At 63.3% G+C, this 21124-nt stretch carries 19 protein-coding genes and 4 tRNA genes; 11 read left to right on the top strand and 12 right to left on the bottom strand.

Going from position 1 to position 21124, the window contains the following annotated elements; all coding sequences use genetic code 11:
* Positions 1 to 176: 176 nt before the first annotated feature.
* From CRO48_RS09020 to CRO48_RS09005, 4 genes are all read right to left on the bottom strand, one after another.
* On the bottom strand, positions 177 to 1346 hold the full coding sequence (locus tag CRO48_RS09020; protein WP_097138333.1) for an alginate lyase family protein: 1170 nt from the start codon (positions 1344 to 1346) through the stop codon (positions 177 to 179).
* 32 nt (positions 1347 to 1378) lie between these two features.
* Complete coding sequence (locus tag CRO48_RS09015; RefSeq protein WP_097138331.1) at positions 1379 to 1630, bottom strand: hypothetical protein; 252 nt, start codon at positions 1628 to 1630, stop codon at positions 1379 to 1381.
* 93 nt (positions 1631 to 1723) lie between these two features.
* Positions 1724 to 2224 carry a DUF192 domain-containing protein gene (locus tag CRO48_RS09010; protein WP_097138330.1) on the bottom strand — a complete coding sequence of 167 codons (501 nt, stop codon included), beginning with the start codon at positions 2222 to 2224 and terminating at the stop codon, positions 1724 to 1726.
* A 13-nt stretch (positions 2225 to 2237) separates the two neighbouring features.
* Entirely contained in the window at positions 2238 to 2816 is a 579-nt protein-coding gene (locus CRO48_RS09005) for a cold-shock protein (protein ID WP_097138328.1), read from the bottom strand.
* A gap of 202 nt (positions 2817 to 3018) precedes the next feature.
* Between CRO48_RS09005 and CRO48_RS09000 the strand changes: the two genes are divergently transcribed.
* The 4 genes from CRO48_RS09000 (at position 3019) to CRO48_RS08985 (ending at position 5720) form a co-directional block, all read left to right on the top strand.
* A complete protein-coding gene (locus CRO48_RS09000) occupies positions 3019 to 3459 on the top strand; it encodes a VOC family protein (protein WP_097138326.1) in 441 nt (146 codons plus the stop codon).
* Positions 3460 to 3860: 401 nt separating this feature from the next.
* Entirely contained in the window at positions 3861 to 5099 is a 1239-nt protein-coding gene (locus CRO48_RS08995) for a YcbK family protein (RefSeq protein ID WP_245423473.1), read from the top strand.
* 321 nt (positions 5100 to 5420) lie between these two features.
* Positions 5421 to 5495, top strand: a tRNA-Glu gene (locus CRO48_RS08990).
* A 150-nt stretch (positions 5496 to 5645) separates the two neighbouring features.
* A tRNA-Glu gene (locus CRO48_RS08985) sits at positions 5646 to 5720 on the top strand.
* On the opposite strand, the gene CRO48_RS08980 is transcribed toward CRO48_RS08985, so the two are convergent.
* The gene (locus tag CRO48_RS08980) at positions 5708 to 6001 is read right to left on the bottom strand and encodes a hypothetical protein (protein ID WP_141402030.1); all 294 of its coding nucleotides are present in this window, start codon (positions 5999 to 6001) and stop codon (positions 5708 to 5710) included. The two genes, CRO48_RS08985 and CRO48_RS08980, sit on opposite strands and share 13 nt — an antisense overlap.
* A 5-nt stretch (positions 6002 to 6006) precedes the next feature.
* On the opposite strand from CRO48_RS08980, the gene CRO48_RS08975 reads away from it, so the two are divergent.
* A tRNA-Glu gene (locus tag CRO48_RS08975) sits at positions 6007 to 6081 on the top strand.
* A gap of 109 nt (positions 6082 to 6190) precedes the next feature.
* A tRNA-Glu gene (locus tag CRO48_RS08970) sits at positions 6191 to 6265 on the top strand.
* Between the two features lie 85 nt (positions 6266 to 6350).
* On the opposite strand, the gene recJ is transcribed toward CRO48_RS08970, so the two are convergent.
* From recJ to CRO48_RS08950, 4 genes are all read right to left on the bottom strand, one after another.
* A complete protein-coding gene (gene recJ, locus CRO48_RS08965) occupies positions 6351 to 8150 on the bottom strand; it encodes a single-stranded-DNA-specific exonuclease RecJ (RefSeq protein ID WP_097138320.1) in 1800 nt (599 codons plus the stop codon).
* Between the two features lie 68 nt (positions 8151 to 8218).
* Positions 8219 to 9541, bottom strand: coding sequence for a homoserine dehydrogenase (locus CRO48_RS08960; protein ID WP_097138318.1), 1323 nt, complete (start codon positions 9539 to 9541; stop codon positions 8219 to 8221).
* A 63-nt stretch (positions 9542 to 9604) separates the two neighbouring features.
* Positions 9605 to 10822, bottom strand: coding sequence for an LL-diaminopimelate aminotransferase (locus tag CRO48_RS08955; RefSeq protein WP_097138316.1), 1218 nt, complete (start codon positions 10820 to 10822; stop codon positions 9605 to 9607).
* Between the two features lie 179 nt (positions 10823 to 11001).
* The gene (locus CRO48_RS08950; RefSeq protein WP_097138314.1) at positions 11002 to 11346 is read right to left on the bottom strand and encodes a hypothetical protein; all 345 of its coding nucleotides are present in this window, start codon (positions 11344 to 11346) and stop codon (positions 11002 to 11004) included.
* 95 nt (positions 11347 to 11441) lie between these two features.
* Here CRO48_RS08950 and phaC point away from each other — a divergent pair, with 95 nt between their 5' ends.
* The 5 genes from phaC to sthA all read left to right on the top strand — a co-directional run bounded on the left by phaC (position 11442) and on the right by sthA (position 17478).
* A complete protein-coding gene (gene phaC, locus CRO48_RS08945; protein WP_097138313.1) occupies positions 11442 to 13358 on the top strand; it encodes a poly(3-hydroxyalkanoate) polymerase subunit PhaC in 1917 nt (638 codons plus the stop codon).
* 119 nt (positions 13359 to 13477) lie between these two features.
* Positions 13478 to 14194: a DNA/RNA nuclease SfsA gene (sfsA, locus tag CRO48_RS08940; protein WP_097138311.1), complete on the top strand. Its 717-nt coding sequence runs from the start codon at positions 13478 to 13480 to the stop codon at positions 14192 to 14194.
* A 29-nt stretch (positions 14195 to 14223) separates the two neighbouring features.
* Positions 14224 to 15051, top strand: coding sequence for a type I methionyl aminopeptidase (gene map, locus CRO48_RS08935; RefSeq protein WP_097138309.1), 828 nt, complete (start codon positions 14224 to 14226; stop codon positions 15049 to 15051).
* Between the two features lie 6 nt (positions 15052 to 15057).
* On the top strand, positions 15058 to 15909 hold the full coding sequence (gene radC / locus CRO48_RS08930; protein ID WP_097138307.1) for a RadC family protein: 852 nt from the start codon (positions 15058 to 15060) through the stop codon (positions 15907 to 15909).
* A 156-nt stretch (positions 15910 to 16065) separates the two neighbouring features.
* Positions 16066 to 17478, top strand: a complete 1413-nt coding sequence (gene sthA / locus CRO48_RS08925) for a Si-specific NAD(P)(+) transhydrogenase (protein WP_097138304.1) — start codon at positions 16066 to 16068, stop codon at positions 17476 to 17478.
* A 75-nt stretch (positions 17479 to 17553) separates the two neighbouring features.
* Here sthA and CRO48_RS08920 read toward each other — a convergent pair whose 3' ends face one another.
* The 3 genes from CRO48_RS08920 to gor form a co-directional block, all read right to left on the bottom strand.
* Positions 17554 to 17952 (bottom strand): GFA family protein, encoded by a 399-nt coding sequence (locus CRO48_RS08920; protein WP_097138302.1) that lies wholly within the window; start codon positions 17950 to 17952, stop codon positions 17554 to 17556.
* 161 nt (positions 17953 to 18113) lie between these two features.
* The gene (locus CRO48_RS08915; RefSeq protein WP_097138300.1) at positions 18114 to 19487 is read right to left on the bottom strand and encodes a class II 3-deoxy-7-phosphoheptulonate synthase; all 1374 of its coding nucleotides are present in this window, start codon (positions 19485 to 19487) and stop codon (positions 18114 to 18116) included.
* A gap of 110 nt (positions 19488 to 19597) precedes the next feature.
* The gene (gene gor, locus CRO48_RS08910) at positions 19598 to 20986 is read right to left on the bottom strand and encodes a glutathione-disulfide reductase (protein ID WP_097138748.1); all 1389 of its coding nucleotides are present in this window, start codon (positions 20984 to 20986) and stop codon (positions 19598 to 19600) included.
* Between the last annotated feature and the right edge of the window lie 138 nt (positions 20987 to 21124).

The raw sequence follows: 21124 nt of genomic DNA, 5'->3' as shown, positions 1-21124 counted from the left end.
GCTTGTTTACTGCCTCGCCAGAAATTGGTCGATGGCGTCGAGCACAAGGCCGCATGAATGGTTATCTGCAGCGACGGGCGCGGGCCGACAGGCGACCCACATCCGTGCGCTTGGCGGCGCGCGGCGCGCCACTCCCGCGGATGGAAACGCTGCCTCTGCCCGCCGAAGGCCAATCGCTATTGAACGCCTTCGCCATGGGTGACCTCGGCGGCCTCCGGAAACAGGCCCGACATGCGCTGGGGGACCGTCGACATCGCCTTGTCCAGTTGTTTCATCGGCGCCTTGTTGTCGTTGGCATACATCTTCTTGGCGATCGGGGCGTAGCCGTCGATCAACCGGCCGGTCCGGCAGTCCCGGGCATCCGTTCCGTCGGTCAGGGCGCGCGCCATGTATTCGATGCCGCTGGCGAGCATCGGCTCGCTGCTGCCCGGACGCCGGGCGTCGATCAGCGTGCTTTTGCCCGTCTGGTTCATCTCGATCTGCGCTGCCTGCGTCAGGCCTATGAGCGAATACTGCGGATGCACGCAATCGCTCTTGCGCAGTTCCTTGACTTCGCCGTCGTCGGAGATGATCTGCGGCATCAGATTGCGCGCGCGTGCCAGCCCGGCCTCGTAGAGCCGACGGTCGTTGGTAAAGACGCCAAACGACATGTCGGCAAGCGCGGTCGCGACCCCCTGATTGTCGACCCTGTCACGCGCCTCGCCGATTTGAACGTGCAGGCGCCCCAGAAATGCGCGGAACTTCTTGACGTCGCCATTGCGCCATTCCGGTCCCGGATTTCCATAGGGGTGCTTGTAATAGAGAATGATCTCGGCCGCATTCGCCCAGATCGGCACGGCCCATGCCGCTTCCAGCCGGATCTGCCCCTTCCAGGTTCCCTTCTCGCGATCGAGAGCCACGAACTTGTCGGCCCATGCATTCATGATCTCGATGGACTTGGCGCGATACCGGTTGTCGCCGGTCTTGACCCAGCGCAGCGCCGTGAAATAGGCCGCGATCATGTCGTTGCGAAAGCGCCGTTCCATCGGGTTCATACCGCGCGCGGTGACGATGACATAATCCATCGGAGCAGGCTGGTAGTCGACCGAGAAGCGCTTGTCCTTGTCGAGAAGGCCGTAGTAGCTCTGCTTGCGGTCGGACGCACGGCTTTCTTTCTCCAGCCGCGACAGCGCATTGAGGCGACCGCTGGAATTGATCAGGCCGGGGTGCTTGAACTCCGCCGCAAAAGCATTTGCCGTAAAGGCCAAGGCGACGAACAAGGTCAGGATGGCGTGGAAAGTGCGAAGGATCATCGAAGTGTCTGCCTTGTCGTTACCGCTTTTCATGCTGACGGCAAAATGGAACATAGAGCCCCCTCTGCCGCATCGGGCCTGTTCGCCTAGGACGGCTCGCCTCCCGGAGGATAGTAGGTCTTCTGCCGGAACGCGAACACATTGCCGCAACGGCAACGCACCATGAACTTGGCCGGGTCGTTCGACGGACGCTCGACGGAAAAACCGGCCGGCATCTCGTCGACCTGAAAGCCGGGGTTCTTGCGCCGCGGATCGTCGTCCTCCGATGCCTCGGCAAACCCGCTGCGGCCGCATTTCGAACATTCGAGCTTCCTGGAATATCGATCGCGCGCCGCCATGTCCGTCCTCACTGCCGTATCGTTCGGCCGCCTCTTACAGGGATTCGGCCGCCGGCGAAAATGTCACAATGCCGTGATGGCGCGTTGCCGGCGTCAAGGTGTCCCGCCGACCTTGCCTATGACGGGGCTTTCGACCGTGTCACCGGTGCGGATGCCGAGCTTGCGGACCGTTCCGCCGTTCAGTTCGAGGACGTAGGCGACCGGCACGCGCGAATCGATGATCGCCTCCGAAAGCGGCTCGGCGTTTTCCCGGATCGTGCGAATCGTGCCCTTGCCATCGATAAAAAGCATATCCAGCGGCAGATAGGTGTTTTTCATCCACATCAGGACCTGCCGGGTTTCCCCAAAGTCGAAAAGCATGCCGCGATCTGCTGCCATTTCACGCCGGTCCATCAGTCCCTGAGAGCGCTGGCGCGGCGTCAGTGCCAGTTCCACCGTGAAGGCGTGCTGTTTGCCTTTTGCCGTGACGATGGTCAGCGGCCCTTGCTCAAAGTTCTCGTCGGCTGTCGCGACGCTTGCGCCGACCAGCAACAAAAAAAGCGCCACGAGGACGCTGCCGATGCGCGAGAGAGACAAGAAAGGTCCGGCAGCCATCGTCGGGCCGCCGTCAATGTGCCCGGTTGCCCGGAAGCGGATTGTCGGGATGGATCTCCGCAGCCATCAGGCCCTTCTCGCCGTCGCCGAAGCGGACCAGCACGACCTGGCCAGGACGCAGTTCGGTGAGTCCGAAGCGGCGCAGCGTCTCCATGTGGATGAAGATGTCTTCCGTCCCCTCGCCGCGCGTCAGGAACCCGAAGCCCTTTGTCCGGTTGAACCATTTGACCAGCACGCGCTCAAGCCCGCTGGACGGGGTCACCTGCACATGGGTCTTGACCGGCGGCATCTGCGAGGGATGCACCGCGGTCGACTGGTCCATAGAGAGGATGCGGAAGGCCTGGTAGCCGCGCTCGCGCCGCTGGATGAGGGCGACGACGCGCGTTCCTTCCAGCACGGTCTGGTGGCCGTCGCGCCGCAGGCAGGTGACGTGAACCAGCACGTCCTGCATGCCGTTGTCGGGAACGATGAAGCCGAAGCCCTTGGCGACGTCGAACCATTTGATCACGCCGGTAATCTCGATCAGATCGACGGCATCGCCACCCTGCTCATCGTGCTGTGCGACGTCCTTCGTCGATATCCTGTCCGTCATGATCTGCTCAGCCCCTCGATTACGCGTCACATGAATTACGGTTAACTGATTCTTGATGATCAGAATAACATCGTCCCGTTACGATTGGGCAAGCCTCCGTAAAAAGTTTTGCCCGATCCCGTTATAGCCGCCGAGGCTTGCCTCTGGCTGACAAACTCCTATCTTCCCGCGCAGATTCGTTCTTTCAGGCGAGGATACCAAGATGCGCTTTCTCCACACGATGGTCCGGGTGAACAATATCGAGCAGTCGCTGCATTTCTATCGCGACCTGTTCGGTCTCGTCGAAACGCGACGCATAGACAACGAGAAGGGACGCTTCACCCTGATCTTCCTCGCCGCGCCCGAGGACGTGGAGAATGTCAAGCAGAATGCCGCACCCTGTATCGAGCTGACGTACAACTGGGATACAGAAGAATACACCGGCGGTCGCAACTTCGGACACCTCGCCTATGAGGTCGACGACATCTACGGTTTCTGCCAGCACCTGCTGGACAACGGCGTCACCATCAATCGGCCGCCGCGCGACGGCCACATGGCATTCGTTCGGTCGCCGGACGGGATCTCGATCGAAATCCTTCAGAAAGGCGCGAACCTGGCCCCGGCCGAGCCTTGGGCCTCGATGCCGAACACCGGCAGCTGGTAAGCCTCACGCAACGCCTGGCCGTTAGGACCGGTGACGGAACGCACGCCGTTGCGGACGGATCGCGCCGAAATCAACCTATTCTGGGTGGCGGCGCCGTCTTTTTGCAATGATTGCGCTCAATCGACCACGGTTTCGCCGCCTTTTGCCCCAATTCTTGGCGCCGGCGGCGAAGGCGGTTCTCGGGGGAGGAGATACAGCGCCGCTCAGACGCTTTTGTCAGGGCAATCTCAGACACCGTCCGCTTGATGCGGGTGGCGGGAAGATGCCACTTCCAAATGGAAGCCGGCTTTCTCCCGAATGCGGGCAGGCCCTCCCTCGGGCTGACCGCCAGAATGAATCGGGGATCCAATTTGCTGTTCACACGCAGAATGGGCGACAAACTCAAACGGACGCGAAGCGGTTTGCTGATCGCAGTCTCCGCCTTGGCCCTCTCGGGCTGCGTCTCGGCAACCGGCGACATGCGCTCCGATGACGACGGTACGGCGGTGGACGCTGCCGTCCTGCAGGGGGCAAAGCCGGACGGCGGCGAAGAGGCGGCGTCGGGATATCGCGACCCCATGGTTGCAGCGGCCGCTTCAGGCGGCGAGGATACTCCAGCAGCGACGCAAAAGACCGGAGATGACGGAGAGACACCGGCCAACCTCGGCGACGTCATCATGCAGCCGGCCCAGGTCAACGCCAACCAGACGAGCATCTACGCGTCGTCGAACGCCGGGGCGGCGCAGTCCGGGACGATCGCCGGTGCACCGAGCGCGAGCCCGGCAATCGGCAATCTCTACGGCGCCAATCCGACATCCAGCGCCGGCGAGGCGTTTCCGATGGGCTCCATGCCCTCTTCCCTTTCGGACGACGAGGCATCTCTGGTGCCGGACCGGGTGCCGCTGCCGACCAGCGTGCGCTCCGCACTTGCCGCTGAACCCAGGCAGAGCGCCGCCGAGCAGGCGTTCGCGCAGGCACAGCCGGCCGCAGCGCTTGGCGCGATTCCGCAAGGGCAGCCTGCCGGCAACGACACCGGCAAGCCGCTGACGCTTGCCGCTCTCTTTGCGGCGAAGCGAAAATCGCCGGCCGCCGTCGAAAACGGCAGGACGGCGAACCAGAAGCCCCCCGTGCTCAACCGGGAGACGGCCGGGTCCTATCAGACGGCATCCCTCGGCCAGCCCGCCCTGCCCGGCGTCGCCGCGGCAGTGACGGCAGCACCCAACGATCATTCCGAAGTCGAGGAAGACGGATCGGACGACGGCGGCGCGGACAACGGCATCACCGAGGTCGCGTCGCTTGCAGGACTGGCGCGGCTGTCGCCCAACGGTCTCTGGCTGCAGACGGAGAAGGTCAATACCGGCTGCTTCAAGCCGCAGCTGCTTGCCACGCTGAAATCGATCGAGCAGCACTATGGCAAGCCGGTCATCGTCACGTCCGGCGTCCGCCCGATAAAGGGCAACCGGGCCAAGCAGTCGCTGCACACGCGCTGCGAGGCGGCCGACATCCAGATCGCCGGCGTCAGTCGCTGGGAACTGGCCGAATACCTTCGCTCCATGCCCGGCCGCGGTGGCGTCGGCACCTACTGCCATACGGAATCGGTGCATATCGACATCGGTCCGGAACGCGACTGGAACTGGAGATGCCGCGGCAAGCGTAAATGACATCGGCGCATCGAATCGCGGTGCCGTGCTGTTCCACTACAAATGATCTTCAGACACAATCAAATCCGATCGTACAGGATTCGCCTTGCCGCGGGTGCTGCCTCTCGTCGGTTCCCTTCCCGGAATTCGTCCGTCATTCCAATCGACGATCAGGGATCCGGCCGAAGCGGGGCGGATCAACACTTTGATTGCGTAAACGATTGAAATAAAAAACGAATCCCCATTTCCGCACCACATCTTCACGCGTGTGAAGATTTTTTGACATTTGCGGCGATTGGCGCTTGCCGAACCGGGATTCGCCCTCTATAAACCGCCCCGCACGCGCCCTTCGTCTATCGGTTAGGACGTCAGATTTTCATTCTGAAAAGAGGGGTTCGACTCCCCTAGGGCGTGCCACCTCGTTCCAACAAGCCTCTGATTTTATGCGCATTACCGCGGCGAAGCCTTGTCCGTTCCATGCCATTCGGAGCTGTGAATAAATTCGCCGTTTTCCCATTTTTCGCCTTGCGCAAACAGGCTCGCCTGAGTAGAAGACGCCCATCGCACGCGCCCTTCGTCTATCGGTTAGGACGTCAGATTTTCATTCTGAAAAGAGGGGTTCGACTCCCCTAGGGCGTGCCACCCTTCCTCGAAAAATTCGCCTGTTCTTTTTGGCCGTCGTTCGCGTAAACGATCTCTGGCAGGTTGCGCGCCGACTGCCTCTCCATGGCTCCACCGACGTCCGGCTGCATCTCGTCATCAACATTCCGGCACAATGGTAAGGGCATCTGCCATCGCCCTTGTGGATGCGCGCCGGCTGCTCGGCAGCCGAGATCCCACTCATCCACAGCACCCGAAAAAATTTGCCGAATCATCATTTTACGTCTTGCGTGCAGCCGCCGCCCTGAGTAGAAGACGCCCACCGCACGCGCCCTTCGTCTATCGGTTAGGACGTCAGATTTTCATTCTGAAAAGAGGGGTTCGACTCCCCTAGGGCGTGCCACTCTCTACACTTCACCCGTTCCACCTTTCGGATAAAAGTGCGAATCTTAGACTGCGCAAGCGGTGACCTTGTCGTACGAATCGCAAGTCCCTATATCTCAAGAAGCGAAGCGCCCATCGTCTAGCGGTCAGGACATCGCCCTCTCACGGCGAAAACACGGGTTCGATTCCCGTTGGGCGTACCAGTCAGTGCCGAAATCATTTCCATCCGAAAACCGCGTCAGATGTTCCGGGCAGCACACCCCAGGGCCTTGTTGTGCGCGAGATGCTTTAAAACGCCTCGGCGGCATCACTGACGCGGAACTGGACGCGCCGGCTTCCCTGCCACTGGTCGGCGGAGACCGAGCCGGCCACGTGCATGAGTTGCCCACGGCGGGCGAGGCAGAAGGCGCCGAGCGGGGCGTCGACGGCGCGAAACGCCATGGCCTCGATCCGTCCCCTGTCGGGGCCTTCCAGCGTCAGCTTGAGGTGGTTCACGCCGACCTGTCGCGCGTCCAGCAAGCGATGGGCGGCAAGGGCGAAGACGGGCTGCGGATGACCGGAGCCGTACGGGCCTGCCTGCTCCAGCTGTTCGGCCAGCGCGACCGTCGTGCCTGCGGCCGACAGCGCGCCGTCGATCTTCATCGTGCGGGTCGCCGTCAGTTCGCGCACCGTCTTTTCCGCCCGTTCCTCGAAGAAGCTCCGCAGCCTGCCAAGCTGAGCGCGCTCGACTGTCAGGCCGGCCGCCATGCCGTGGCCGCCCCCCTTGACGAGAAGCCCCTCGTCCACGGCCGCGCGCACCATGCGGCCGAGATCGAAGCCGCTGATCGAGCGGCCGGAGCCGGTGCCCTTGCCGTTGGGATCGAAGGCAATGGCAAAGGCCGGCCGATGGAAGCGATCCTTGAGGCGCGAGGCCAACAGGCCGACCACGCCAGGATGCCAGCCTTCGCGCGCCGTCAGGATGACCGCCGCGTTTTCGCCGGAACCGTATTCGGCGCTCGCCTCGGCTTCGGCCTCCGCCAGCATCGCCACTTCGAGCGCCTGGCGTTCACGGTTCAGGCCGTCGAGCTGGATTGCAATCGCTTCGGCCTGCGAGGCGTCGTCCAGCGTCAGCAACCGGCTACCGAGCGCGGCGTCACCGATGCGCCCGCCGGCATTGATCCGCGGTCCGACCATGAAGCCGAAGTGATAGGGGGTGATCGGCCCGCCGATGCCCGCCTGCTTGACGAGGGCGGCCAGTCCCGGATTGCCGAGATGGCGTGCAGCGACAAGCCCCTTGACGACGTAGGCGCGGTTCAGCCCCTTCAGCGGGACCACGTCGCAGACGGTGGCCAGCGCCACGAGATCAAGCATCGCCAGAAGATCGAGTTCGCCCGCACGCGGATCGCGGCGGCGAAGCAGCCTCTGCAGCGCCACCAGCACCAGGAAGACGACGCCGGCGGCGCAGAGGTAGCCTAACCCGGAGAGATCGTCCTCCCGGTTCGGGTTCACCAGGGCTGCGCATTTCGGCAGATCCTGCCCGACCTGATGGTGATCGAGCACGACGACGTCGATGCCGCGCTTGCTGGCATGCCCAATGGAATCGAAACTGGTCGAACCGCAGTCGACAGTGACGATCAGCCTGGCGCCACGCTCGATCAGCGTGTCGATCGCTTGCGGATTGGGCCCGTAGCCTTCGAAGATGCGATCGGGAATATAGATTTCGCAATCGACGTCGAAATGGCGGACGAAACGGTAGAGGATCGCGGAGGCACAGGCGCCGTCGACGTCATAGTCGCCGAAGATCGCTACCCTCTCCCGCCGCGCGATCGCAGCCGCGATCCGCTCCGCCGCCGCCTCGCAATCGGTCATGCGATAGGGATCGGGCATCAGCCGGCGGAGCGTAGGATCCAGGAACTCCAGCGCCTCGTCATAGCCGACGCCGCGTCCGGCAAGGACGCGGGAAATCAGGTCGGGTATGCCGAGGCTCTGGCTCATCGCCAGCGCCCGGTTCTCACCCGCCTGATCTAGCCGTGCCAGCCATTTCTGCCCGGTTGCCGATCGCTCGACACCGAGAAAGGCGCGCTGGACGGGATCGACCTCCTGGCTCATCGGTCTCCTTGGCATGCACCGGGCGGGGCACGAGGGATATTGGCTGGCGGGACGTACGCCGCCTGGGTTCAGGCGGCCTTCGGCCGTTCGATGCGGATCACCTGCGGTTCGCCGGCAAGATAGCCTTCCCGGGTGATCGCCGCTACCGCGCGCCGCACGCTGTCCTCCATCGTCGCGTGGGTGACGAGGATGATGGTCTTCGGTTCGGCTGCCTCTGTGTGGTGCTTCGAATGCTGCACGATCGATTCCAGCGAGATGCCGTTTTCGGCCATGTGACCGGCGACGTTGGCGAACACCCCTGCCCTGTCCTCCACCGTCATGCGGATGAAGTAACCGCCGTGATGCTTGCGGATCTGCGCGCGCTTGTAGGGTTCGAGCGTGGCAGCCGGACGCCCGAGCACCGGCACCATCTGCGCCCCGGGACGGCTCTTGGCGATATCGGCGATGTCGCCAAGCACGGCGGAGGCCGTCGCGTTGCCGCCGGCGCCGGGGCCGACCATCAGCAGTTCGCCGAGGATATCAGCCTCGATCGCCACCGCATTGGTGACGCCGTCGACCTGCGCGATCTCGGATTCGATCGGCACCATGGTGGGATGAACGCGCTGCTCGATACCGGTATCGGTGCGCTGCGCCACGCCCAGCAGCTTGATACGGTAGCCGAGATCGGCGGCCGCGCGGATGTCGTCGATCGAAATGTTGCTGATTCCTTCGAGATAGATGTCGTCCGCCGCGATCCTGTTGCCGAAGGCAAGCGTGGTCAGGATCGACAGCTTGTGGGCAGTGTCGTTGCCCTCGATGTCGAAGGCCGGATCGGCTTCGGCGTAGCCCAGCCGCTGCGCCTCCCGGAGGCATTCGGCAAAGCCGAGGCCTTCCTTCTCCATCTTGGTCAGGATGTAGTTGCAGGTGCCGTTCATGATGCCGTAGATGCGCGAAATGGTATTGCCGGTCAGCGATTCACGCAGCGCCTTGATGACGGGAATGCCGCCGGCGACAGCCGCCTCGTAGTTCAGGAGGCAGCCGCGCTCCTCGGCAATGGTTGCCAGTTCCACACCGTGTGCGGCCAGCAGCGCCTTGTTGGCCGTCACCACGTGCACCCCGCGCGAAAGGGCAGTCTTCACGGCGGCGTAGGCCGGATCGCCCGCCCCGCCCATCAGTTCTACGAAAACGTCGATCTGCGGGTTTTCGGCCAGCGCCACGGCATCGTCGAACCATGCGACCCGCGAAAGGTCGACGCCGCGATCGCGCGTACGATCGCGGGCGCTCACGGCGACGATCTCTATCGGACGTCCGCATGTCGCCGCCAGCGTTTCCCGGCGCTCGACGAGAATGCGTGCGAGCGAGGCCCCAACGGTCCCCAAGCCCGCTATGCCGATTTTGAGGGCATCAGCCATGATGAAAAGTCCTATCGATGTAAGTTTGTGCCCACCGGCAGAACACCGGCGGGCGAAGAAGGGTCAGCGGTGCGCGTTGAGCGAGATAACGTTATGCATCGTCTCGTCCGCCGACGACAGGAAGCGCTTGATGTTGCGCGCCGCCTGGCGGATGCGGTGTTCGTTCTCCACCAGCGCCAGGCGGACATAGTCATCGCCCTGCTCGCCGAAGCCGATGCCCGGCGCCACGGCCACGTCGGCCTTCTCGACCAAGAGCTTGGAGAATTCGAGGCTGCCGAGATGGCGGAACTTTTCGGGGATCTTGGCCCATGCGAACATGGTCGCCGCCGGCGGCGGCACCTCGAATCCGGCCTTGCCGAAGGTGTCGACCATCACGTCGCGGCGACGCTTGTAGATGTTGCGCACCTCGGCAATGTCCGAGCCGTCGCCGTTGAGCGCATGCGTGGCCGCAACCTGAATCGGCGTGAACGCGCCGTAGTCGAGATAGGATTTCACGCGGGTCAGTGCCGCGATAAGGCGCTCGTTGCCGACGGCAAAGCCCATGCGCCAGCCGGGCATGGAGAAGGTCTTGGACATGGAGGTGAACTCGACGGTGATGTCGATTGCGCCCGGAACCTGCAGCACGGACGGCGGCGGCGCGTCGTCGAAGTAGATCTCGGAATAGGCGAGATCCGAAAGGACGATGATGTCGTGCTTCTTCGCAAAGGCGACCACGTCCTTGTAGAAATCGAGTGTCGCCACATGCGCGGTCGGGTTCGACGGGTAGTTCAGGATCAGCGCCAGCGGCTTGGGGATAGAGTGGCGCACGGCACGCTCGAGCGGCCCGAAGAAACTCTCATCGGGTTCGACCGAGAGGGAACGGATCACGCCGCCCGCCATCAGAAAGCCGAAGGCGTGGATCGGATAGGTCGGATTCGGGCAGAGGATGACGTCGCCGGGAGCGGTGATCGCCTGCGCCATGTTGGCGAAGCCTTCCTTGGAACCCAAGGTCGCCACGACCTGGGTGTCGGGATTGAGCTTCACGCCGAAGCGGCGCGCATAGTAGGACGCTTGCGCGCGGCGCAGGCCGGGAATGCCCTTCGAGGCGGAATAGCGGTGGGTGCGCGGGTCCTGAACGACCTCGCAGAGCTTGTCGACGATCGCCTTCGGCGTCGGAAGGTCGGGATTGCCCATGCCGAGGTCGATGATGTCGGCGCCGCCCGCTCGCGCGCTTGCTTTCAAACGGTTGACCTGTTCGAAAACATACGGCGGCAGTCGCCGGACCTTGTGAAACTCTTCCATCTTCGACCTCGTTTGGCGCGACGCAACAGTCGTCCATCGATCGGACGCTGCGCCCTTTCGCGCGATTCCTTACAGTTCGGATAGGGGCGAATATGTCCGATTTGATGACACTTCGCGCCTCCGAACCAGTCCTTGGGACCATTCAAGCCAATGCGTCCAATCGGAGGCAAAGGCAAGCGCTAATTCTGGATTTCTTTCAGCGTCTCGGCGCCGTGATTCGTCGCAAGCGCATCCATCTCGAGCAGCACGCGACGATACTCCGCGTCCGAGATCGTTCCGGCCCGGCGCTGCGCTGCCAGAGCGCTGACGCGTGCGCTGATCTTCTGGGCTTCCTCGTTGCTCATCTGCTGGGTCGCAGCATGCACGGGAGCGGTGATATCGGGATACGTCGGCGAGCGGTCGGCACCGGGATTGACCACTGCGGTCTGCGACGGCGAGCTCGCGGACGTGCATCCGGAGATGATGGTGCCGCTCAGACCGCCAATGAGGATCGCAGCAGCCAGTTTTCCGAATTCAAACGCCATTCCCGTCCTGCCCCGCGCAGCAAACCATCCCTCTCCGGTGCGGCCTCATTGCCGCCCGGACGGCCACCCAAAAAGTGCGGCCGACAAAAAGCTTTATGGCCCTTGTAATCTTTTTCCGGCAGGATGTAAAAACGGAACTAACAACAAAATCCGGAGGAAACGGGGTGAGCCAGGACAAGAACGGCGACACACGCGAGACCACCGGCTTTGGCGGTTTCGACCCCAAGACGATCGAGCCCTACGTGGTCAAGAATCCCGAGGCGCTCGCTGTCAATTTCGCCCGCACCGTCGAACAGCTGGGCAAGGCTGCGTCTGCCTGGCTGGCGCCGCGCGAACGCGGCGAGAAGGTCGATACGCTCGCCGACCCCATGGTCGACATGGTCAAGACCCTGTCGAAAGTCTCCGAATACTGGCTTTCCGATCCACGCCGCACGCTGGAGGCGCAGACGCACCTGCTCGGGAGCTACTTCGGCATCTGGTCGCGCACGCTGCAGAAGCTCGCCGGCGAGGACATCGAAGCCCCCGAAGACAACAGAGCTGCAAGCGACAAGCGCTTCGCCGACGAGGACTGGATCAGAAATCCCTTCTTCCACTTTCTGCGACAGGCCTATTTCGTGACGTCGGACTGGGCCGAGAGGATGGTGAGCGATGCGGAGGGGCTGGACGAGCACACCCGCCACAAGGCGGCGTTCTATGTGCGCCAGATCACCAGCGCCATTTCGCCCACCAACTTCGTGACCACCAATCCGCAGCTCTATCGCGAGACGGTTGCCAGCAACGGCGAGAACCTCGTGCGCGGCATGCGCATGCTGGCCGAGGACATCGCCGCCGGCCGCGGCGACCTGAAACTGCGCCAGACCGACACCAGCAAGTTCGCGATCGGCGAGAACCTGGCGATCACGCCGGGCAAGGTCATTGCCCAGAGCGACATCTGCCAGATCATCCAGTACGAGCCGGCAACGGAAGAAGTGCTCAAGCGCCCCCTTCTGATCTGCCCGCCATGGATCAACAAGTTCTACGTCCTGGACCTTAACCCGCAGAAGTCCTTCATCAAATGGGCGGTCGACCAAGGGCTGACCGTGTTCGTGATCTCCTGGGTCAATCCGGACGAACGCCATGCCGGCAAGGATTGGGAGGCCTATGCCCGCGAAGGGATCGATTTCGCGCTCGATACGATCAAGCAGGCCTGCGGCGAGGAAGAGGTCAACGCGGTCGGCTATTGCGTCGGCGGCACCCTGCTTGCAGCGACGCTGGCCTTGCACGCACAGGAAGGCGACAGACGTATCCGCTCCGCCACGCTTTTTACGACGCAGGTGGATTTCACGTTCGCCGGCGATTTGAAGGTGTTTGCGGACGAAGACCAGATCGCAGCGCTCGAACAGGGTATGGCGGCGGTCGGCTATCTCGAAGGTTCGAAGATGGCGACGGCGTTCAACATGCTGCGGGCGTCCGAGCTGATCTGGCCCTATTTTGTCAACAGCTATCTGAAGGGCCAGGACCCCCTGCCCTTCGACCTGCTGTACTGGAATTCCGATTCGACGCGCATGCCGGCGGCGAACCATTCCTTCTATCTGCGCAACTGCTACCTGAAGAACAGCCTCAGCCGCGGGGAAATGGTGCTGGCGGGCAAGAAGCTTTCGCTGAAGGACGTGACGATCCCGATCTACAATCTCGCGACCCGGGAAGACCACATCGCGCCCGCCAAGTCAGTCTTTGCCGGCAGCAGCGCGTTTGGCGGCGAGGTCACCTATGTGCTCTCGGGCTCCGGCCATATCGCCGGAGTCGTCAATCCGCCCGACAGGATGAAGTACCAGTTCTGGACCGGCGGGCCGCCGACCGGAGAGTTCGAGGACTGGCTGAAGAAGACGAAGGAAACGCCTGGCTCGTGGTGGCCGCATTGGCGCGCCTGGATCGAGGCGCTGGACGGCCGCAAGGTTCCGGCAAGAAAGCCCGGTGGCTCGCTCAACTCGATCGAGGAAGCGCCTGGGTCCTACGTCCGCGTCCGGGCTTGACCGCACGGACAACGTGAAACCGGACATCTCCCCACCTATATGGGCGTGAGGCAGCCGGCCGCACGTGCCTGCCCCTCTTCGCCCCCCCCCTCTTCGCCCCAGAGATCCGTTACCATCCCATGCTCTTCGATCCGCCACTCATTCCCGCCACGCTCGTGCAGCGCTACAAGCGCTTCCTGTTCGACGCCATCCTCGATGACGGCACGGCGATCACCGGCTCGTGCCCCAACACCGGTTCGATGCGGGGACTTACGGCACCCGGTTCTCGCATCTGGCTTTCCGAGCACGACGGCGTGCGCAAATATCGCCATCGCTTCGAACTGATCGAGGCGGACGATACGGTCGTCGGCATCAATACGGCGCTGCCGAACCGACTGGCGGAGGAGGCCATTCGTGCCGGGCTTGTCAGCGACCTCGCCCACTATCCGACCCTGCAGCGGGAGCGGAAGTACGGCCGCAATTCGCGCATCGACCTGCTTCTCTCCGCACCCGGCCGGCCCATGGCGTATGTCGAGGTGAAGAACGTGCATTTTCGCCGCAAGGCCGGCGTGGCCGAGTTTCCCGACACGGCGACTGCGCGCGGCGCCAAGCATCTGGAGGAGCTGGGCGACGTCGTCGAAAGCGGCCATCGCGCGATCATGCTCTACCTCATCCAGCGCGGCGACTGCGAACGCTTCCGCATCTGCGACGACCTCGACCCCATCTATGCGGCCGCCTTCAAGAGGGCCATGGCGCGCGGCGTCGAAGCCTATGCGGTAAAATGCTCCGTTTCCGCGCGCGAAATTCGTCCCGATGCGCTGATCGCCATGGACGAAGCCGCCCTCGCTGTTTTATGAAAAATTGAAAAACAACCGAAAGACCGACGATGGTTACCTATATCGAAGCCTTTTCCGCGCCGATGAAGAATACGGGCGTGATCCGCCTCTACGGCAGCGAGGCGTTCGAAGGCATGCGCAAGGCCTGCCAGCTGACGGCGCGCGCGCTCGACGAGATCTACCCGCTGGTCAAGCCCGGAACCTCCACCGACACGCTCGACCGCTTCGTCTTCGAATTCGGCATGGATCACGGCGCGCTTCCCGCCACGCTTAACTATCGCGGCTACACCAAGTCCTCCTGCACCTCGATCAATCACGTGGTCTGCCACGGCATTCCGAACGACAAGCCGTTGCGCGAGGGCGACGTGGTCAACATCGACGTCACCTATGTCCTCGACGGCTGGCACGGCGATTCCAGCCGCATGTATCCCGTCGGCCAGATCAAGCGCTCGGCGGAGCGGTTGCTCGAAGTCACCTACGAGTGCCTGCTGCGCGGCATCGCCGCCGTCCGGCCCGGCGTGCGCACGGGCGCCATCGGTGAGGCCATCCAGCGCTACGCCGAATCCGAGCGCTGCTCCGTCGTTCGCGACTTCTGCGGCCACGGCGTCGGCAAGCTGTTCCACGACGCGCCGAACATCCTGCACTACGGCAGCGCCAACGAGGGGCCGGAGCTGAAGGAGGGCATGATCTTCACCATCGAGCCGATGATCAATCTCGGCCGCCCGCATGTGAAGGTTCTTTCGGACGGCTGGACGGCCGTCACGCGCGACCGTTCGCTTTCGGCCCAGTACGAGCATGCCGTCGGCGTCACGGCGGATGGCTGCGAAGTCTTCACCCTTTCGCCCGCCGGTCTCGACCGGCCCGGCCTTCCCGGATAGGACCTCATGGGCAAGAACCCCGTATCCATTGGCGAAGAGAATGCGGCGGAAGAGCCGTTGCAGACGTCTTCAGGATATGACGGTTCCCTTTTCAACGACGGCGACGAACGTGGCCATTTCGCCGAACGCTCGCCGCGACGCGAGACGATCGTCGGCGCACAGACACCCGCGCCGAAGGAAGCCGCCGAGGCGCATTATCACGGTCATCGCGAGCGCCTGCGCAACCGCTTCCGCGAACATGGCGAGACGGCACTTGCCGACTACGAGCTTCTGGAGTTGCTTCTGTTCCGCCTGATTCCGAGGCGCGACACGAAGCCGATCGCCAAAGCCCTGCTCGAGCGCTTCGGCACGCTTTCGGGCGTGCTCGGCGCGCCGCCCGCCCTCCTGCAGGAGGTCAAGGGCATCGGCGAAGCGGTCGCACTCGACCTGAAGCTGATTGCCACGGTATCGCAGCGCATGCTGAAGAGCGAACTGCGCAACAAGCAGGTGCTGGGTTCCTGGTCGTCGGTCATCAGCTATTGCCACGCCGCCATGGCGCACGAGAACCGGGAACAGTTTCGCCTGCTGTTCCTCGACAAGCGCAACGTTCTGATCGCCGACGAAATCCAGGGGCGCGGCACCGTCGACCACACCCCCGTCTATCCGCGCGAGGTGGTAAAGCGGGCGCTGGAGCTGTCGGCCACCGCCATCATCCTCGTACACAACCATCCCTCCGGCGATCCAACGCCTTCGCGCGCCGACATCGAGATGACCAAGACGATCATCGACACGGCACGCCCGCTTGGCATCACCGTGCACGACCACATCATCATCGGCCGCGAAGGCCATGCCAGCCTGAAGGGGTTGCGCCTGATCTGACCCGCCCGCACCTGCGTTTGCAGAACCGTAACTTGTCGAACCGCAAAAATTATCGGTGCCGGGATCGCTTTGCGAAGGCTTTGTTAAGCCATCACATTGACGGTATAGATATTGCGGCACCGCAACATAGATTCTTTCCAGCTTTCGGAATTGCTCATGCAACAGTTTGATCTCGTCGTCGTCGGCAGCGGCCCCGCAGGACGCAGGGGCGCGATCCAGGCGGCCAAGCTCGGCCACAAGGTTCTCGTCATCGAACAGGGCAAGCGCGTCGGCGGCGTCTCCGTCCACACCGGCACGATCCCGTCCAAGACGCTGCGCGAGACGGCGCTGAACCTGACGGGGTGGCGCGAGCGCGGCTTCTACGGCCGTGCCTACCGCGTCAAGGAGGAGATCAGTGCGGAGGACCTGCGCCGCCGCCTCCTCATCACGCTGGACCACGAGGTCGAGGTGCTCGAGCATCAGTTCGCCCGCAACCGGGTCCAGCTCATTCGCGGCAAGGCGAGCTTTCTGGCGCCTGACACGCTGGAAGTCGTCAAGGACGACGGCGAAATCCTTCATGTCAACGGCAAGAGCATCATGCTTGCGGTCGGCACGAAGCCTTATCGCCCCGCCAGCATTCCCTTCGACGGCAAAGCGATCCTGGACAGCGACGAACTGCTGGAGATCGAAGAGCTGCCGCGTTCGCTGGCGGTCATCGGCGCGGGCGTCATCGGCATCGAGTATGCGACGATCTTCAGCGCGCTTGACGCGCAGGTCACCGTGATCGATCCCAAGTCGACGATCCTCGATTTCATCGATCGCGAAATCGTCGAAGACTTCACCTATCAGTTGCGCGACCGCAACATGAAGCTTCTGCTCGGCACCAAGGCGGAGAAGATCGAGAAGCTCGACAGCGGAAAATGCTCCATCACCCTCGACAACGGCCGCGTCGTCGTCACCGACATGGTGCTCTATGCTGCCGGCCGCATGGGCGCGACCGATACGCTGAACCTTGCCGCCGCGGGACTCGAGGCGGACGACCGCGGACGGCTCAAGGTCAATCTGGAAACCTTCCAGACGGCAGTGCCGAACATCTATGCCGCCGGCGACGTCGTCGGCTTCCCGAGCCTTGCCTCCACATCGATGGAACAGGGGCGAATCGCTGCTCGCGTCGCCGTCGGGGCAATGGCAAAGGAGCCGCAGAAGTATTTCCCCTACGGCATCTACGCCGTGCCGGAAATCTCGACCTGCGGATTGACCGAGGAGGAAGTCAAAGAGCGCGGCATTCCCTACGAATGCGGCATCGCCCGCTTCCGGGAGACCTCGCGCGGTCACATCATGGGGCTCGATTCCGGCCTGCTGAAACTGATCTTCTCGTTGAAGACGCGCCGCCTGCTGGGTGTTCACATCGTCGGCGAAGGCGCGACCGAACTGGTCCATATCGGCCAGGCCGTCCTGAACCTGAAGGGCACCGTCGAGTACTTCGTCGAAAACACCTTCAACTACCCGACCCTTGCCGAGGCCTACAAGATCGCCGGCCTCGATGCCTGGAACCGCATGGGCGAGATCAAGGCGGCAGCGGCCAAGTAACCCCGTGCAGCAAGAGCACGGCTTGACCAGGCCCGGGGCCGAGGCGCCGGCGGCGCGCCCGGTTGCCGCGGGCCCCTACCGGTAGTTCTGCGGATATCGCGGGACGCCGTCGTCGAGCTCGTAATAGTCACCTTTGTCGGCGCAGTAGATGTGGCAGGCGATCTTCAGTCCCGTCGGACCCTCGAAGGCACCGGCCATGATCGAGGTATAGTCCGCGTCGTCGGCTTTCCAGAACAGCGCCGAGCCGCAGGTCCGGCAGAAGCCTCGGCCGGCCGCATCGCTCGCGCGGTACCAGCCGACATTGTCGCCGCCTTCGATTTCGAGATTGGCATTGCCGACGTTCGTCGCGGCGTAGAAGTGACCGGTCTGGCGCCGGCACTGGCTGCAGTGGCATGCGACGACGTCGCGAAGCGGGCCCGTTGTCCGAAAACGAACAGCCCCGCACAGACAGTGTCCGGTGTGTATGTCGCTCATCGCCCTTCCCGCTTTCCCCTGAACGCGCTCGTCGTCGCCGCCAATGCGCAATAAAAAACCGGGCCAGCTTGGGAGGCTGACCCGGCTCTGTCAAATTCAGAGAATTCACCAATCATTTCAATGCCATTGATGAATGGCATCAAAACGTGAACGAAGCGCGATCAGCCGTTCACGACAAGGCGCTTTTCGTCGCGCCCGCTCTTCAGACGCTCGGCCAGCAGGAACGCGAGTTCCAGTGCCTGGTCGGCGTTGAGGCGCGGGTCGCAATGGGTGTGGTAGCGGTCCGCCAGGTCGTCGCCGGAGAGCGCGCGGGCGCCGCCGGTGCATTCGGTCACGTCCTTGCCGGTCATCTCGATATGGATGCCGCCCGGATGCGTGCCCTCCGACCGGTGGATCTGGAAGAAGCTCTCGACTTCCGACAGGATCCGCTCGAACGGACGGGTCTTGTAGTTGTTGAGCGTGATCGTGTTGCCGTGCATCGGATCGCACGACCAGACCACCTTCTTGCCCTCGCGCTCCACCGCGCGGATCAGGCGCGGAAGGTTTTCTGCAACCTTGTCGTGCCCGAAGCGGCAGATCAGCGTCAGCCGGCCCGCTTCGTTTGCCGGGTTCAGCGCGTCGATCAGCTCGATCAGGCCGTCGGCCGTCAGCGACGGGCCGCACTTCAGGCCGATCGGGTTCTTGATGCCACGGCAGTATTCCACATGCGCGTGATCGGCCTGGCGCGTGCGGTCGCCGATCCAGATCATGTGGCCGGACGTCGCATACCAGTCGCCCGACGTCGAGTCGACGCGTGTCAGCGCCTGCTCGTAGCCGAGCAGCAGCGCTTCGTGGCTGGTGAAGAAATCAGTCTCGCGCAGGCTCGGCTGGTTCTCGGCGGTGATGCCGATCGCCTTCATGAAGTCCATCGTCTCGGAGATCCGGTGCGCCAGCTTGCGGTAGCGCTCGGCCTGCGGGCTGTCCTTGACGAAGCCCAGCATCCACTGATGCACGTTCTCCAGGTTGGCATAACCGCCCATGGCGAAAGCGCGCAGCAGGTTCAGGGTCGCTGCCGACTGCCGGTAGGCCATGATCTGGCGCTCCGGGTTCGGAATGCGGGCCTCTTCGGTGAACTCGATGCCGTTGATGATGTCGCCGCGGTAGGACGGCAGCGTCACGTCACCCTGCTTCTCGACATTGGAGGAGCGCGGCTTGGCGAACTGGCCGGCGATACGGCCAACCTTCACCACCGGCTGCTGGGCGCCGAAGGTCAGCACCACGGCCATCTGCAGGAAGGCGCGGAAGAAGTCGCGGATGGTGTCGGCGCCGTGTTCGGCGAAGCTTTCGGCGCAGTCGCCGCCCTGCAGCAGGAAGCCCTTGCCTTCCGCCACATTGGCCAGCGCGCTCTTCAGGCGACGGGCCTCGCCGGCAAAGACCAGCGGCGGATAGGAAGCGAGCTGCTCCTCGGTCGCGGCAAGCGCCGCAGCGTCCGGATAGTCCGGCACCTGCTGGATCGGCTTCTGCCGCCAGCTATTCGGGTTCCAATTCTGTGCCATCTCACTCACCTGTTTCGAGGCATGCGTTCTTGTCCGCGCAGCCCAAGCCTCCATTAGGATGCGGGCTTATAGACTGGAATGCCCCGCTTGCATAGCCGGGGCATCCGGCTTCACAGCCGCTGGCCGTTGCTCACTCGGTAGCTCGGCTGATACATCGTCACAAGCTCCTCCGCCGCCGTCGGATGAACGGCCATCGTCCGGTCGAAATCGTCCTTGGTGCAACCGGCCTTGAGCGCAATGCCGAGGAGCTGGGCCATCTCGCCGGCGTCATGGCCGAGCACATGCACGCCGAGCACCCTGCGGTCTTCGGCGTTGACGACGATCTTCATGATCATGCGCTCCTGCCGCCCCGAAAGCGTCGCCTTCATCGGCCGGAACTCGGCGCGATAGACCTCGATTTCCGAATACGCCTTTGCCGCAGCCTCCTCGCTCATGCCGACGGTGCCGATCTCCGGCTGGGAGAAGACCGCAGTCGGGATCAGATCGTGGTCTGGAGAGGTCGGCCGGCCGCGGAATTCCGTCTCGATGAAGCACATCGCCTCATGAATCGCCACAGGCGTCAGCTGCACGCGATCTGTCACGTCCCCGATCGCGAAGATGCCGGGAACGTTGGTGCGGGAGTACGCGTCCACGACGATGGCGCCCCGGGCGTCGGTCTCGACGCCGGCCGCCTCCAGTCCCAGGTCCGTCGTGTTCGGCACGCGGCCCAGCGCCAGCATGACCTGGTCGACAACGAGATCCTCGCCCTTGAGCGTGCGGACGTGGCGCCGGCCATCGGCATCCGCGGCAACGTTCTGCAGCAGATCCTCGCACAGGATACGGATGCCCTTGGCGGTCATCGCCTTGTGCAGGCCCTGGCGCATATCCTGGTCGAAGCGGGAAAGGATCTCCTTGCCCCGGTAGATCAGCGTCGTGTCCACGCCGAGCCCATGGAAGATGTTCGCGAATTCGACGGCGATGTAGCCGCCTCCGGCGATCAGGATCGATTTCGGCAGTTCGGGCAGGTCGAACGCTTCGTTCGAGGTGATGCAGAGTTCGTGGCCCGGCAGGTCCCTGTGCGGCGTCGGGTGGCCGCCGGTGGCGATCATGATCCGTTCGGCCGTCACCAACCGGTCGTCCGCCGCGAGCCGGACGGAATGCGGGCCGGTCAGAACGGCGCGCGTGTTGAGGATCTCGGCGCCGGCGTTGTCGAGCCCCTTGCGATAGAGGCCTTCCAGGCGCGTGATCTCCTGCTCCTTCGCCGCAACCAGCTTTTTCCAGTCGAACCGCGTCTCGCCGACACCCCAGCCGAAACCGGCGGCATCTTCGAAATGCTCGTGAAACTGCGCGGCATAGACGTAGAGCTTTTTCGGCACGCAGCCCCGGATGACGCAGGTCCCGCCGTAGCGGAACTCCTCGGCAATCGCCACCTTCTTGCCCATTGCGGCCGCAAGCCTGCCGCTGCGAACGCCGCCCGAGCCACCGCCGATCACGAAGAGGTCATAGTCGAAGGCGGGCATCATGAAGCTCCCTGTCATGTTGAGGCGGTAGGCGGCGAACGGAAGTCGCGACGGCTGTGATATAGGTTGTGCGGCAGCAAAATGAAAAGCCCGGATCGCTCCGGGCTTTCAAAAATCGACAGATGGCAAGGGATCCGG

Origin of the sequence: Rhizobium subbaraonis, from assembly GCF_900220975.1 — a bacterium.
Classification (GTDB): domain Bacteria; phylum Pseudomonadota; class Alphaproteobacteria; order Rhizobiales; family Rhizobiaceae; genus Mycoplana; species Mycoplana subbaraonis.
This window is presented reverse-complemented; position numbering and strand designations above follow the sequence as displayed.